The organism is Streptomyces sp. CB01373, assembly GCF_002803075.1.
Taxonomy (GTDB): domain Bacteria; phylum Actinomycetota; class Actinomycetes; order Streptomycetales; family Streptomycetaceae; genus Streptomyces.
The window spans coordinates 100,670-115,753 of the sequence record NZ_NNBK01000015.1; the positions used below are offsets into that span (position 1 = coordinate 100,670).

General features: G+C 71.0%; 12 protein-coding genes. 9 read left to right on the forward strand and 3 right to left on the reverse strand.

The features are described 5' to 3' along the window. Positions 1 to 56: 56 nt before the first annotated feature. Both CG719_RS36715 and CG719_RS24625 read left to right on the forward strand, forming a co-directional pair. Positions 57 to 524 carry a hypothetical protein gene (locus tag CG719_RS36715; protein ID WP_234375749.1) on the forward strand — a complete coding sequence of 156 codons (468 nt, stop codon included), beginning with the start codon at positions 57 to 59 and terminating at the stop codon, positions 522 to 524. 171 nt (positions 525 to 695) lie between these two features. Next, the gene (locus CG719_RS24625; protein WP_100570861.1) at positions 696 to 899 is read left to right on the forward strand and encodes a cold-shock protein; all 204 of its coding nucleotides are present in this window, start codon (positions 696 to 698) and stop codon (positions 897 to 899) included. A 114-nt stretch (positions 900 to 1,013) separates the two neighbouring features. Here the strand turns inward: CG719_RS24625 and CG719_RS24630 are convergent, their stop codons facing one another. From CG719_RS24630 to CG719_RS24640, 3 genes are all read right to left on the reverse strand, one after another. Then, complete coding sequence (locus CG719_RS24630) at positions 1,014 to 1,469, reverse strand: hypothetical protein (RefSeq protein WP_100570862.1); 456 nt, start codon at positions 1,467 to 1,469, stop codon at positions 1,014 to 1,016. A gap of 25 nt (positions 1,470 to 1,494) precedes the next feature. Continuing rightward, a complete protein-coding gene (locus tag CG719_RS24635) occupies positions 1,495 to 1,728 on the reverse strand; it encodes a heavy-metal-associated domain-containing protein (RefSeq protein ID WP_100570863.1) in 234 nt (77 codons plus the stop codon). A gap of 87 nt (positions 1,729 to 1,815) precedes the next feature. Continuing rightward, the gene (locus CG719_RS24640) at positions 1,816 to 2,571 is read right to left on the reverse strand and encodes a hypothetical protein (RefSeq protein WP_100570864.1); all 756 of its coding nucleotides are present in this window, start codon (positions 2,569 to 2,571) and stop codon (positions 1,816 to 1,818) included. Positions 2,572 to 2,791: 220 nt separating this feature from the next. Here CG719_RS24640 and CG719_RS24645 point away from each other — a divergent pair, with 220 nt between their 5' ends. From CG719_RS24645 to CG719_RS24675, 7 genes are all read left to right on the forward strand, one after another. Next, entirely contained in the window at positions 2,792 to 5,512 is a 2,721-nt protein-coding gene (locus CG719_RS24645) for an ATP-binding protein (protein ID WP_159024949.1), read from the forward strand. A 196-nt stretch (positions 5,513 to 5,708) separates the two neighbouring features. Then, positions 5,709 to 7,001 carry an ABC transporter substrate-binding protein gene (locus CG719_RS24650; protein ID WP_199836763.1) on the forward strand — a complete coding sequence of 431 codons (1,293 nt, stop codon included), beginning with the start codon at positions 5,709 to 5,711 and terminating at the stop codon, positions 6,999 to 7,001. Next, complete coding sequence (locus tag CG719_RS24655) at positions 6,998 to 7,948, forward strand: carbohydrate ABC transporter permease (protein WP_100570866.1); 951 nt, start codon at positions 6,998 to 7,000, stop codon at positions 7,946 to 7,948. The genes CG719_RS24650 and CG719_RS24655 overlap by 4 nt, the downstream gene beginning before the upstream one ends. Continuing rightward, positions 7,945 to 8,772 (forward strand): carbohydrate ABC transporter permease, encoded by an 828-nt coding sequence (locus CG719_RS24660; protein ID WP_100570867.1) that lies wholly within the window; start codon positions 7,945 to 7,947, stop codon positions 8,770 to 8,772. The genes CG719_RS24655 and CG719_RS24660 overlap by 4 nt, the downstream gene beginning before the upstream one ends. A gap of 11 nt (positions 8,773 to 8,783) precedes the next feature. Continuing rightward, entirely contained in the window at positions 8,784 to 11,072 is a 2,289-nt protein-coding gene (gene yicI, locus CG719_RS24665) for an alpha-xylosidase (RefSeq protein WP_100570868.1), read from the forward strand. A 31-nt stretch (positions 11,073 to 11,103) separates the two neighbouring features. After that, complete coding sequence (locus tag CG719_RS24670; RefSeq protein ID WP_100570869.1) at positions 11,104 to 12,114, forward strand: LacI family DNA-binding transcriptional regulator; 1,011 nt, start codon at positions 11,104 to 11,106, stop codon at positions 12,112 to 12,114. 41 nt (positions 12,115 to 12,155) lie between these two features. Next, positions 12,156 to 15,059, forward strand: coding sequence for a glycoside hydrolase family 3 protein (locus CG719_RS24675; RefSeq protein ID WP_100570870.1), 2,904 nt, complete (start codon positions 12,156 to 12,158; stop codon positions 15,057 to 15,059). Positions 15,060 to 15,084: the final 25 nt, after the last annotated feature.

Consider the following 15,084-nt stretch of genomic DNA (forward strand, 5'->3'; position numbering starts at 1 on the left):
TCGCGCCGAGAGTTGACCTCCGCCTCCTCGAACCCGCTCTCCGGCGAGGTCGCTGCATGAGCCGGGTGAGTCATGCCCTGCCGGCAGGCCTGCACCAGGCGGCCTGGTCCCAGGGCGCGGGGCGGCGCATGCTCGACGAGCTGCGCGAGCTGACCCGGCGCAAGGACCCTTCCGAAGGCTCCCCGGTCACCAGTGACGAGTTCTTCGCGGAGTTCGCACGGCACTTCTCGCACGTCCGGGGCACGATGGCGCTGCTGCGCGAGACCTGGCGGGACAACGAGTCCACGCTCGCGACGGGGGCGCAGTTGAACGACGAGCAGGAGACGATGTCCCGCTGTCGGATGCGCACGGTTGCCGGTGTCACTTCATTCCTTGGGGCACATGCGCAGCCCGCCTGGACGGTGACGAGTTCACCGAACTCCCCGGTCACGAGGGCTCGCTCGCCGCGAAGGTACCTGCGGACCGGGGACCTGGTCGAGGTGGCCGTCGACGGTATCGGCACGGTGTCCACCCCGATCACCTGAGCTCACCGGGCCTGTGCCTCCGCCTCACCGACGCTCGGGCCGCACCTGCGCGTGTTCCGGACGGGTATACCGAGCGGTGCGGGGTAGAACGGCTGATGGCTCCCCAGCCACGGGAGTCGGGGATGCCCGTGATCAAGGGCTGTTCCCAGGCATGGACGAAGGAATATCAGTATGGCCAGCGGCACCGTGAAGTGGTTCAACTCCGAAAAGGGCTACGGCTTCATCGCCCAGGACGACGGAGGCCCGGACGTCTTCGCCCACTACTCCGAGATCCAGGGCGCAGGCTACCGTGAGCTGACCGAGGGCGAGCACGTCACCTTTGACATCGGCCAGGGCCAGAAGGGCCCGCAGGCGCAGAACATCGTCCGGGGCTGACCGCTCACGATGATGCGAGGCGGGTTGCCGAGCAGGCAACCCGCCTCTTTCATGCCGCGAAGGGCCTGACGGCCGGGTCCGGCCGCCGGACGGGCCGGCACCGCGGTCGCGGTCTCAGCAGTGGGCGTACTCGTGCGGACGCAGCAGCATGGCCGCGGCCATCGCCGGAAGCATGAGCAGGTGGCCCCACAGCATCAGGGCGCCGGCGTCGATGAGTCCCAGCGACAGCGGCGCGAACAGTACGAGGAAGGGCGCGTACATGGCCGCGCCCATCTCGGCGACGGGCCGCCAGCGATGGCCGCGGAACTTCATCCACGCGGACATGGCCACCGTCATGTTCGTCGCCATGATCAGCGCGCCGCTGTAGGGGTTGTGCATCACTCCGGCGGCGCCGAGGGTGTCGAGGACGGCCATCCACACCGGGTGCAGGACCACCATGCCGACGACCATGGCCACGACCATCTCGGCGAAGTGCAGGGCGAATTTCTTGGCGCTCAGGCGGTGGCCGTCGTGGGCCGCGGGGTCGGTGGGCGCGGGGACGGCGGTCGGGGTGGCAGTGCGGTCGTGCACGGATGTCTCCAGAGGTGGGTGCGGGTCACGGGACGAGGGCGTACCCGGCCTCGTCGACCGCGGCGGCGATGTCGGCGCGGTCGACGGGCTGGGAGGCGGTGACGGTGGCGGTGCCGGTGGCCAGGTCGACGGTGACGGACTCGACGCCGGCGATGCCCGAGATCTCCTCGGTGACGGAGTGGACACAGTGCGCACAGGTCATACCGGTGATCTCGAAGGTGGTTGAGCCGATGAAGGTGCGGGGGGTGCCGGAGAGCAAGAAGGAACTCCTGGATGCGGTGGTGACGGTGCGGTCAGGTGGCCCGCGGTTCGCGGGCCGGGGATGACCGGTACTCGGTCCGCGCCCTCATCGGCCGGGCGACGCGGCCGCCGGGACCCGTATCCGCCAGGCGACCGCGACCAGCCAGCTCATCCACGCCACGTCCAGGACGAAGGCCAGCACGATGGCGATGGACTCCGTCGAGGAGAAGCCCCCGGAGCCGACCACCCAGCCCTGCACCAGGTAGCTGAGGCCGGAAAGACCCATCAGGTGGACCACCGGCCGCGGGATCCAAGCCGTCCGCGCGGCGGCGACCGCGAACAGGAGCACGGCGAGGCCCAGGGCGAAGTTCTGGTAGCTCCTCACCCCCCACTCGAGCCAGCGGACGGCCTCGGCACTCGCGAAGCGCGCCGCCTTCTCGGGGGCCGGGGCGCTCGCCCAGGCGTTCACCGCCTGCTTGAGGGCGACCCCGTCCACTGCCTGGAGGACGCCGTACAGCGCCAGCGTCGCCGCCGCGGAGGCGGCACCGAACCGGCCCGCCCACCTCGCTGTCCTGCTGCGGACGTCCAGGGCGAAGAGCAGGGCGAACAGCCCTGCGAGGAGGATCGCCATCCCCGCGAACTGGCCGAGGTGAACGAGTGTCCACATCCCGCTGTCGGCGTAAGCGGCGAACACGGCATGGTGGTCGTTCGCGTCCCCGCCGGTGTGGAACTGGGTGATCGCGATGTACAGGAGCTGTCCGGCGAGAAGCAGCGTGGCGGACAGCCGCAGCGACGTGCGACGCGCCAGGGGTTCGGTGTCTGCGGGGGTGACGCCCGCAGCGGGCAGGGTGCTGTACGGCAAGGGGAACTCCTCGAGGTCTCATGATGAAGCCGGGCAGGTTGAAGAATCGGCGTGGGACAGGGTGTGTCGCACCGGGAAAATCGCCGGGTTCTCCGCCGGGCTCGGGCCAGGGCGCCGACGATCGCGTCGCCGACGACGGCGGCGAAGGCCCGGTCGGCACCGGTGAGGTCGCCAGGTCCTGGTCCGGGACGGGTCCGGAGCGTTCGGTACCGTGGGGCTCGTGCTGGCCGGACGGGACCCTGAACGCGCGGCGATCGCCGCCCTGCTCGACGCCGCCCGCGCCGGCCGCGGCGGTGCGCTGGTGGTGCGCGGCGTCCCCGGGGCCGGCAAGTCGGCGCTGCTGGACGACGCGCCGGCGACCGCACTGGACCTGCGGGTGCTGCGCACCTCCGGAGTGGAGTCCGAGTCACCGCTGGCCTTCGCCGCGCTGCAGCGGCTGCTGTGGCCGCTGCGCACCCGCATCGACGCCCTGCCGGTGCCGCAGGCCGCGGCACTGCGCGCGGCGATGGGTGAGGCCGAGGGCGAGGGTGACCGCTTCCTTGCGTTCCTCGGCACGCTGAGTCTGCTCGCCGACGCCGCGGAGGAGTCGCCGCTGCTGGTCGTCGTCGACGACGCGCACTGGCTCGACGACGCGTCGTCGGCGGCGCTGCTGTTCGCCGCCCGCCGGCTGCAGGCCGAGCGTGTGGCGCTGCTGTTCGCCGCCCGCGACGGGGACGCCCGCCGCTTCGACGCCGGGGATCTGCCCACCGTCGTGCTCGGCGGCGTGACCGGCGCCGACGCCGACGCACTGCTGTCCACCCGGGCCGGGACCGGCATCGATCCGGCGGTGCGCGACCAGTTGGTCGCGGGCACCGGCGGCAACCCGCTCGCGCTGGTCGAGCTGGCCGGGGTGCTCACCGCCGACCAGCTGACCGGCCGGGCGCCGCTGCCCACCCCGCTGCCGCTGACCGGCGGCGTGGAGCGCGCCTTCCTCGACCGCTACCGCCGCCTCGACGAGCCCGCGCAGCGGTTCCTGCTGGTCGCCGCGACCGACGACACCGCCCGCCTGACCGTGGTCCGCGACGCCGCCGAGCGCCTCGACGCCGCTGATGCCGCCCTGGACGCGGTGGAGCGGTCCGGGCTGCTGCGCGTGGACGGCGACGCCGTCTCCCTCCACCACCCGCTGGTTCGCTCGGCGGTCTACCGGGCGGCCACCAGCGCGCAGCGCCGGGCCGCGCACCGTGTGCTCGCCGAGGCGCTGACCGGCGACCCAGAGCGGCGGGCCTGGCACCTGGCCGCCGCCGCCGACCGGCCCGACGAGGACGTCGTCGGCGCCCTCGACCAGGTCGCCGAGCGTGCCGCGGCCCGTGGCGGTCATGAGGCCGCGTCCGCCGCGTGGGCCCGCGCCGCCGAGCTCACCGCGGGGGGTGAGGCCCGCGGGCGGCGGCTGTACCTGGCCGCGTCCTCGGCCTGGCTGGGCGCGCACGCGTCGCGCGCCTCGGCACTCGCCCGGGCCGCCGCGACGGACGTGACCGATCCGCTGCCGCGGGCGCAACTGCTCGCGCTGCAGGGGCAGATCGAGTGGAACACCCGCTCGCTGAACGACGGCTATGACCTCGTCCTGCAGGCCGCCGAGGCCGCCGTCGGCGTGGACGCGGCGCTGGTGGCCCAGCTGGCGATGCTCGCCGCGTCGCTCGCGGCGTTCGGCGCCCGATCCCCGCGCGCGGTGAACCCGACCGCGCTGGTGACCGGGCCCGCGCCGGACTCGCCGCCCCGGGTGCAGGCCGCCTGGGCCCTGCTGCACGGCTTCGATGCCGTCGCCCGCAGCGACTGGGCGGCCGCCGCGGAGTCCTTCCGGTGCGCGTTCGCCCTCACCGAGGCCGACCCGGTCGACGACCATGTGCTGCAGCCCAACCTGGGCATCGCCGCGATGCTGATCGACGACGACGAGCGCGGACTGCGGCTGCACGAGCAGCAGTTGAGCGCCGCCCGCCGCGACGGCGCGCTGAACATGGTCGAGCACGCCCTCACCCGCGGTGTCCACTTCCAGATCGCGACCGGCGCCTGGTCGAAGGCCTCCGGTGCCGCCGCCGAGGCACTGCCGCTGACCGCCGGCACCGGGCACCCGGGGCTGACCGCGCTGCCCACCGCGCAGCTCGCCCTGGTCGCGGCGCTGCGTGGGGACGACACGGCCGAGCGGCACCTGGAGAGGGTCGCCGAGATCCGGGGCAAGCACCGGGTCGGCATCACCGACGGCCTCGTCGCCGACCTGGCGCACTGGACGCGCGGGCTGCGCGCGGCCGCGCGGCCGGCGACCGCGCTGCGACACCTGGAGCAGATCACGGGGCCGGTGTGGCGCCGCCTGGCCGCCCTCGACCTGTTCGATGCCGCCGTCCGCGGCGACCGACGCGATCTCGCCCGCGGCCGGCTGGCCGAGCTGGAACAGTTCGCCGCGGGCACCGGTCTGCCGGCCGCGACCGCGGTCGTCGAACACGGCCGTGCCCTGCTGGAATCCGACAGCGACGGTGACACCGAGGTCCACTTCCAGCGTGCTCTCGCCGCGCACGCCCGCTCCCCGCGGCTGCCCGACCGGGCCCGTACCCACCTGGCCTTCGGCGAGCACCTGCGCCGCGCCCGCCGCCGGGTCGACGCCCGCGAGCATCTGCGCGCCGCGCTGGCGCTGTTCGAGGATCTCGGCGCCGGCCCGTGGGCCGAGCGGGCCGCGCAGGAGCTGCGCGCCGCCGGGGAGTCCGCCCGCCGACGCGACGTCACCACCGCCACCGAGCTGACCCCGCAGGAACGCCAAGTCGCCGGCCTGGTCCGGCAGGGCCTGTCGAACCGGGACGTGGCCGCGCAGCTGTTCGTGAGCTCACGCACCGTCGACTTCCATCTGCGGAACTGCTACTCCAAGTTGGGCATCAGCTCCCGCGCCGAGCTCGCCGCGCTCGCCCTCGACCTGTGACCGGCGTGGCCCTTCGCCCGTAGACCCCGTCAGTCACCGTCGCGAATATCGGCCGATTGGCGCCCACCCCATTGACGCGCCCGCGTCCTCCGCCCTACCTTCCACCGTCGAAGCGCTTCGACGTCACGCATCGAAGCGATTCGATGAATGCTGTGTGACGTCCCTGATTTCCATCCGACTCCCCTGGAGGCACGCGATGTTGACGGCACGAAGGCGTGTGGTGGCGACGGCGGTGGTCCTCGCCGGATCCCTGCTTCTGGTCTCCTGCGGTGGCTCGGACGGCGGTTCCCCGGACGGCAGGACGCTCCGGCTGTGGCACTACGAGGGCCCGGACAGCGCGATGGGCGCCGCCTGGAACGAGGCCATCAAGGAGTTCGAGGCGGAACACCCGGGCGTGAAGGTGAAGTTCGAGGAGAAGGGCTTCGAACAGATCCAGAAGACCGCGCCCATGGTCCTCAACTCCTCCGACGCGCCCGACATCATGGAGTACAACAAGGGCAACGCCACCGCGGGCCTGCTCTCCCGGCAGGGACTCCTCACCGATCTGACCGCCGAGGTCACCAAGCGCGGCTGGGACAAGAAGCTCAGCGCGGGAGTGAAGACCACCAGCCAGTACGACACGGGCGGGGTCATGGGCTCCGGCAAGTGGTACGGGATACCCAACTACGCCGAATACACCATGGTCTTCTACAACAAGGCCCTCTTCAAGAAGTACGGGGTCGCCGAGCCGAAGACCTTCGACGACCTCACCTCCGCCATGGACACGTTCGTCGCCAAGGGCGTCACGCCGCTCGCCAACGCCGGCGCCGAGTACATGGCCCAGCAGTACCTGTACCAGCTGGCGCTGTCGAAGGCCGACCGCTCCTGGGTCGACTCCTACGAGCTCTACCGGGGCAGGACCGACTTCCACGACGCCGCCTGGACATACGGCGCGACCACCTTCGCCGACTGGGTGAAGAAGGGCTACATCAGCAAGACGTCCAGCGGCACCAAGGCCGAGGACGCCGGTGTGGCCTTCATCCAGGGCAAGAACCCGATCCTGTTCAGCGGGAGCTGGTGGTACGGCCGCTTCACGGCGGAGAACAAGTTCGACTGGGGCACCGTCCTGTGGCCCGGTTCCGACCTCACCCTCGGCTCCGGAGGCAACCTCTGGGTCGTCCCCCGGGGCGCCAGGAACAAGGAGCTCGCGTACGACTTCATCGACATCACCATGTCGAAGAAGATCCAGAACCTGCTGGGCAACAAGGGCGGCGTGCCCGTGGCGGCGGACCCCTCCGCCATCACCGACCCGCGGGCCAAGACGCTCATCGCCGACTTCAACACCGTCTCCGGCCGCGACGGCCTGGCCTTCTACCCCGACTGGCCCGTCCCCGGCTTCTACGACGTCCTTGTCTCCGAGACACAGAAGCTGATCACGGGCAGTGCGACACCGGACGCCTGCCTCGACGCGCTGCAGAAGGCGTACGACAAGGGTGTGCCGAAGAAGTGACGGCCACCGTCGAACGGGGCTCGCGGGCCGGCGGCGCGCGCCGGCCCCGCCCGCACCAGTCCTACGCCCTCTTCCTCGTCCCCGGTGTCCTCGCCTTCCTCGCCGTCATCGTCGTGCCGTTCCTGATGAACACCGGTGTGAGCTTCACCGACTGGCAGGGGGTCGGCAGCCCCCGGTGGACCGGACTCGCCAACTACCGCGAGCTGATGGACGACTCGGAGTTCTGGGCGTCGTTCCGGCACAGCCTGTTCATGGTCGTCGCCATGGCCGTGGTGCCGACGATGCTCGGACTGGTCCTGGCCGCCGCACTGTTCGACCACATCGGCAAGCACTTCGGCAGCCGGACGGCCACCGTCCTGCGCGCCTGCTTCTACCTCCCCCAGGTGCTCCCCATCGCGGTCGCCGGCATCGTCTGGAGCTGGATCCTCGCGCCCGACAACGGCACTCTGAACGCGCTGCTGAACGCGGTCGGGCTCGGCTCCTGGCAGCAGGACTGGCTCGGTGACCCGGACATCGCCCTCTACAGCGTGATGGGGGTGATGGTGTGGGTGCAGATCGGCTTCCCGCTCGTCGTCTTCATGGCGGGGCTCCAGCGCGTCGAACCTCAGTTGTACGAGGCGGCGGAACTGGACGGCGCCGGCTGGTGGCGCCGCTTCTGGCACATCACGCTGCCGCAGATCAGACCCGAGATCTCGGTCGTGCTCACCTGGTGCAGCATCGCCGCGCTCAAGGTCTTCGGCGCGGTGTACGTGCTCACCAAGGGCGGTCCGGGCGGCGCGACCGACGTCCCGTCGTACTTCTCCTTCACCACGTTCTTCGAGAAGACCCAGGTCGGTTACGGTGCCGCGATCTCCACCGTGCTGACCGTGATCATCATGCTGCTCTCTCTGATCGGCCTGAAACTCCAGACCCGTGCCGAGGACGCCGAGGAAGGGGTCCGCACATGACGACGAGTGCCCTGCGCCGCTACCCCGTTCTCGTGGCGCTCTGCATCGCGGCCCTGTTCATGGTGGTGCCGTTCCTGATCGTCGCCGTCAACGCGGTCAAGTCACCGGCCGAGTACTCCCAGCACGGACCGCTGAGCCTGCCGAGGGGCTTGTACCTGGACGGCCTCAAGGACTTCTGGCAGCGCGTCGACTACGGCCAGAAGCTCGTCAACTCGGCGCTGATCAGCGGCTGTGTGGCGGTCCTGGCGGCGGCCCTGTCGATCCTCAACGCGTACGCCATCGGCATCGGCCGCATCAAGGGCCGCACCTGGGTGCTGGCCTTCTTCGTCCTCGCCAACATGCTGCCGCAGGAGGCGCTGGTCTACCCGCTGTACTACTTGAGCAAGCAGGCCGGCCTCTACGACACCCGGCTGAGCGTGATCATCGTCTTCACGGTGCTCCAGGCAGCCTTCGGCACCTATCTGCTCTCCTCCGTGCTGGGCCGGTTCCCGCGCGAGATCATCGAGGCCGCCCGGATCGACGGGGCGAACAGGTGGCAGGTGCTGTGGCGGGTCGTGGTCCCCGTCAGCCGGCCCACCATCGGTGTGCTGCTCGTCTTCTTCTTCATCTGGACATGGAACGAGTTCCTGCTCCCCCTGGTCATGCTGATCTCCAACGACAACCAGACGGTGTCGGTGGCGCTCGGCGTCCTCCAGGGCCAACGCCTGATGGACGCCACGATGACCAACGCGGCGGCCCTGCTGGGCGTCCTGCCCGCCCTCGTCTTCTTCCTCGTCTTCCAGCGGACTCTCACCCGCGGCATCGCCGTGGGTGCCGTCAAGTAGGGGGTACGCGCTTGAAGTTCACCGACGGCTACTGGCTGCTGCGCGAAGGCGTCACCGCGGCCCACCCGGTCGAGGTCCTGGACGTGACCGCCTCCGCGGGAGCCCTGGAGATCCACGCGCCGACCCAGCCCATCCGCCACCGCGGCGACCTGCTGAAGGGACCGGTCGTGACGATCAGCGCCCACGCGCCGATGCCGAACGTCATCGGCCTCACGATCACCCATTTCCAGGGCGAGCAGCCCCGAGGGCCGCGGTTCGAGGTGCGGCGGGACGACCTCCCGGGACCCGGGGAACGTCCCCCCGAAGGCAGCACGGCGCAGGTGGAGTACGACGACGAGCACGCCACCCTGACCTCCGGGACCCTGTCGGTGCGCGTCACCCGCACCGGGCCCTGGCACGTCGACTTCCTCGCCCACGGCCGTGTCCTCACCAGCAGCGGCCGCAAGGGCATGGGCATCATGCACGACGCCACCGGCGCCCACTATCTGCGGGAGCAGCTGAGTCTGGGCATCGGCACCTCGGTGTACGGCCTCGGCGAACGCTTCGGGCCGCTCGTCAAGAACGGCCAGGTCGTCGACATGTGGAACGCCGACGGCGGCACGGCGACGGAACAGGCCTACAAGAACGCCCCGTTCTACCTGACGAACGCGGGATACGGCGTCTTCGTCGACCATCCGGGCAAGGTGTCCTTCGAGGTCGGCTCGGAGGCGGTGTCCCGGGTCCAGTTCAGCGTGGAGAGCCAGCAGTTGACGTACTACGTCATCCACGGGCCCACCCCGAAGGACATCCTGCGCACGTACACGGCCCTCACCGGCCGCCCGGCGCTCCCGCCCGCCTGGTCGTTCGGCCTGTGGCTGTCCACCTCCTTCACCACCTCGTACGACGAGGCCACCGTCACCTCCTTCATCGACGGCATGAGGGAACGCGAACTGCCGCTGTCCGTCTTCCACTTCGACTGTTTCTGGATGCGCGAGTTCAACTGGTGCGACTTCCGGTGGGATCCGCGGGTGTTCCCCGACCCGGAGGGCATGCTGGCCCGGCTGAAGGCCAAGGGCCTCCACATCTGCGTCTGGATCAACCCGTACATCGCGCAGCGCTCGCCCCTCTTCGCCGAGGGAAAGGCCCTCGGCCATCTGCTCAGAAGGCGCGACGGCAGCGTGTGGCAGTGGGACCTGTGGCAGCCGGGCATGGCGCTCGTCGACTTCACCAGCCCGGCCGCCCGCGACTGGTACGCGTCCAAGCTGGAGGCACTGCTTGCACAGGGCGTCGACTGTTTCAAGACCGACTTCGGCGAGCGGATCCCTGTCGACGTGGCCTACGCGGACGGCTCGGACCCGGAGCGGATGCACAACTACTACACGTACCTGTACAACCGCACCGTCTTCGAAGTGCTGCGGAAGCACCGGGGCGAGGACGAGGCCGTCGTCTTCGCGCGCTCGGCGACCGCCGGCAGCCAGCGCTTCCCCGTGCACTGGGGCGGCGACTGCGAGGCCACCTACGAGTCGATGGCCGAGTCGCTGCGCGGCGGGCTCAGTCTCGGGCTGTCCGGCTTCGGGTTCTGGAGCCACGACATCGGGGGCTTCGAGGGCACCCCGACCCCGGCGCTGCTCAAACGGTGGATCGCCTTCGGGCTGCTGTCCTCGCACAGCCGGCTGCACGGCTCCTCGTCGTACCGTGTGCCCTGGCTGTTCGACGAGGAGGCCGTGGACGTCCTCAGACTGTTCACCCGGCTGAAGATGCGCCTCATGCCGTACCTGTACGAGGCCGCCCGCGCCGCCCGCGCGGAGGGGGTGCCGCTGATGCGGGCGATGGTGCTGGAGTTCCCGGACGACCCCGGCTGCGCGCATCTGGAGCGGCAGTACATGCTCGGGCCCGATCTGCTCGTCGCTCCGGTCTTCGACGACGAGGGAGACGTCTCGTACTACGTGCCCGAGGGGACGTGGACCCACTTCCTCGACGGGCACACCGTGACCGGCCCGCGCTGGGTGCGCGAGCGGCACGGGTTCTCCAGCGTTCCGCTGCTGGTAAGGCCCGGTGCGGTGATCCCGGTGGGCGCGGTGGACGACCGGCCCGACTACGCGTACGCCGACGGCGTCACCCTGCGCGTGTACGGACTGGAGCCCGGGGCGCGGGTGACCGTGCCGGTGGGGGACGTGACGTTCACCGTCGTCCGGGAGGGCGACACGCTGCGGGCCGCCGGCAGCGACCCGGCCGCACCCTGGGCGCTGGCCTGCGGGGAGCGGATCGCGCGGGCGCCCGCGGGCACCGGATTCCTGTCGCTGGAGCTGAAGGCGGCCTGATGGTTCCTCCCCCACTGGAGCTGGACTGACCATGGTGAAGATCACGGACGTGGCACGGCACGCGGGTGTGTCCCCGAGCACCGTCTCGTACGCCCTCAGCGGCAAGCGCCCCATCTCCGAGGAGACCCGGCAACGCGTCGAGGCGTCCATCCGCGAGCTGGGCTACCGGCCGCACGCCGGTGCCCGGGCACTGGCCAGCAGCAGGTCGAACGTCGTGGCGCTGGTCGTCCCGCTGCGCTCCGGCATCCATGTCCCGGTGGCCATGCAGTTCGCGGTGTCGGTGGTGACCACCGCGCGCGGGCACGACCACGACGTGCTGCTGCTCACCCAGGAGGAGGGCGACGAGGGACTGCGCAGGGTCGCGGACACCGCTCTGGCCGACGCGCTGATCGTCATGGACGTACAACTGCGCGATCCGCGGCTGCCGTTGCTGCGGTCACTCGACCGGCCCTCGGTGATGATCGGGTTCCCCCTGGAGCCCGGCGGACTCACCTGCGTCGACCTCGACTTCAGGGCGGCGGGCGAGCTGTGCGTGGAGCGGCTGGCGGGTCTGGGGCACCGCGTCGTCGCGCTGGTCGGGTCGCCGCCCGAGGTGTACGTGCGGGAGACGGCGTTCGCCGAGCGGGTGGTACAGGGGTTCACGGCCGCCGCCGACCGCAACGGGCTCGCGTCCTCCGTCCACCCGTGCGAGGCCACGCCCGCGGCCGCCCGCCGCATCGCCGAGCAGATGCTGCGCGGGCAGCCCGCGCTGACCGGGGTGGTCGTGCACAACGAGGCGGTCCTGGAGCCGCTGATCGACGCCTTCGAGCGGCTCGGACTGCGCGTCCCCGGTGACCTGTCCGTCACCGCGATCTGCCCCGACGAGCTCGCCGAGTCCCTCCGCGTCCCCGTCACATCGGTCGCCCTGCCGTCCGCCGAACTGGGCGCGCTGGCCGTGGAGTTGCTGATGAAGAAGCTGGACGGCACGGCCGTACCCGAGGCGACGCTGCTGCCGCCCCGGCTGACGGACCGCGCGAGCACGAGGCCGCGCGACGTCCCCTGAAGTTCCCCACCCAGCACAGCACTTGCCGAAGGAGCCGTGACATGAAAGGCACCAGAGGAAGACGCAGAACCACCCTCGCCGTGGCGCTCGCCCTGATCGCGGGCCTGAGCGCCACAGCTCCCGCCCACGCCGGCGACCCCGTCCACCCCTTCCGCGACCCGCGCCTGCCCGTCGACCGGCGCGTCGACGACCTGCTCTCCCGGCTGACGCCCGACGAGCGGATCTCCCTTCTCCACCAGTACGAGCCCGCGATCCCCCGCCTCGGCATCCGGGAGTTCCGCACCGGCACGGAGGCCCTGCACGGAGTGGCCTGGCTCGGCAAAACCACCGTGTTCCCGCAGGCCGTCGGACTCGCCTCCACCTGGGACCCGGAGCTGATCCGGCAGGTCGGCTCGGCGGTCGGCGACGAGGCACGCGGCTTCCAGCAGGAACGCCCGGCCGGCTGGGGCCTCAATCTGTGGGCGCCCGTGGTGAACCTGCTGCGCGACCCACGCTGGGGCCGCAACGAGGAAGGCTACTCCGAGGACCCCTACCTCACCGGCTCGATCTCCGCCGCATACGGCACCGGTCTGACCGGCGGCGACCCGGACCACCTCAAGACGGCTCCCACGCTCAAGCACTTCCTCGCCAACAACAACGAGTACCAGCGCGACACCACGTCCTCCGAACTGCGCCCGCGCGTGCTGAAGGAGTACGACGAGCAGGCCTTCAGGCCCGCGATCGAGGCGGACGCGGCAACCGGGGTGATGTCCTCCTACAACCTCGTCAACGGCCGCCCCGACACGGTGGACCCGGCCCTGGACGACACCGTGCGCTCCTGGACCTCGCGGGACCTGCTGAACGTGACGGACGCCTTCGCGCCCGGCAACCTGACCGGCAGCCAGGGCTACTACGGCACCCAGGCGGAGGCGGACGCGGCGGCGCTGAAGGCGGGAATCGACAGCTTCACCGACAACGACACCGATCCCGGACCGACCACGGCGGCTGTCAAGTCGGCGCTTTCCAGCGGGCTGTTGAAGTCCTCGGACATCGACACCGCCGTCCGTCACATCCTGAGCATCCGCGTCCGGCTCGGCGAGTTCGACCCGGGGGGCGGCAGATACGGATCGATCGACGAGTCCGTCATCGACAGCCCCGCGCACCGGAAGCTGGCGCGCACGGCGGCGACCGAGGCGGCGGTGCTCCTGAAGAACGACGGAGCGCTGCCGCTGAGGAAGTCCTCCAGTGCCGCCGTCGTCGGCCCGCTCGCCGACACCCTCTACACCGACTGGTACTCCGGCACCCTCCCCTACGCGGTCACGCCGAAGGACGGCATCGCGGCCAAGCTCGGCGCTCCGGTGACGAGCAGCGAGGGTGTGGACCGGATCGCCCTGAAGAACACGGCGAACGGGAAGTACGTGACGGCGGGCACGGGCGAGGCGGGCGCGGCCCTGAAGGAGACCACGGACGCCGGTGTGCGTGCGCAGTTCGACGTCTTCGACTGGGGTTCGGGCATCGTCACCCTGCGCTCGGCGGCCAACGGCAGGTACGTCGGCTACGACTGGTCGGGTTTCGTCAACGACCAGACACAGCCCAACGGCTGGTTCGTGCAGCAGCAGTTCGAGCTGGAGCGGCAGGCCGACGGGACGTACCTGCTGCGGTACGCGGGGTACGAGACCGGCGAGTCCTGGTGGTCGAACCCGGTCTACCTCGGCCCGGCCGGCGCGGACGGCACGCTCGGCCTCGTACCGAAGGACCAAGCGGCGCACTACGCGAAGGACGTGATCCGCAGCGGCGTCGACGAGGCGGTCGCCGCGGTCAGGGGCAGGGACACGGCCGTGGTCGTGGTCGGCTCGATGCCCGCGATCAACGGTCGCGAGGCGCACGACCGCACGGACATGGGACTGGCGCCCTCCCAGCAGGCGCTGGTCAAGGCGGTCCGCCGGGCCAACCCCCGGACCGTGGTGGTCGTGGAGAACAGCTACCCCACCACCCTCGGAGCCCTGCAGAAGGAGGTCCCGGCCCTGCTGTGGACCACGCACGCCGGCCAGGAGACCGGCAACGCCCTCGCCGACCTCCTGTACGGCGACGCGAACCCGGCGGGCCGCCTCACCCAGAACTGGTACCGGTCCGCGTCCGACCTCCCCTCCATCCTCGACTACGACATCATCAAGTCCGACCGCACGTACCAGTACTTCAAGGGCCGGCCGCTGTACCCGTTCGGCTACGGCCTGTCGTACACGGCGTTCCGCTACGGCGGGCTGCAGCGGGTTTCGGACGGGTACGAGGTGGCGGTGACGAACACGGGGCGGCGGGCCGGCGACGAGGTGGTCCAGTTGTACGTCCACCAGCGGACGTCCCGTGACAAGCAGCCGCTGAGGCAGTTGAGGGCGTACGCGCGGGTGTCCCTGAAGCCGGGCGAGACGAAGACGGTGCGGCTGAGGCTGGCGACGTCGGATCTCGCGCACTGGGACGTCACGCGCTCGAAGTGGGTGGTGGAGTCGGGGACGTACGACGTGATGGCCGGCGCGTCGTCGGCGGACATCCGGGCGCGTACGTCGCTGAAGGTCCAGGGCGAGACCATCCCGCCCCGGGACCTCGGGAAGGCGACACGGGCCGAGAACTTCGACGACTACCGCGCAATCAGCCTGGTGGACGAGTCGAAGTCGAGGGGAACGGCGGTGGCCGCGACGGCCGACGGGGCGTGGCTGAAGTTCACGGACACGCAACTGGGCTCCGGTGCCGCGCGGTTGACCGCCGAGCTGGCTGGGGCTTCCGGCACGCTCGAGGTGCGCATCGGTTCGCCCGGCGGCAGGATCGTCGGCTCGGCGCGCTTCGACGGCACATCGTCCCCGTACACCTACAGGACGGCGACGGCGCCGCTGGCGGCGGGCGCGAAAGGCCGTGCGGACGTCTACCTGGTGCTGAGCAAGGGGCTGCGTATGTCGGCCTTCAGCCTGCGCTGAGTTCGCACGGTTCGTGGGGCGGGCT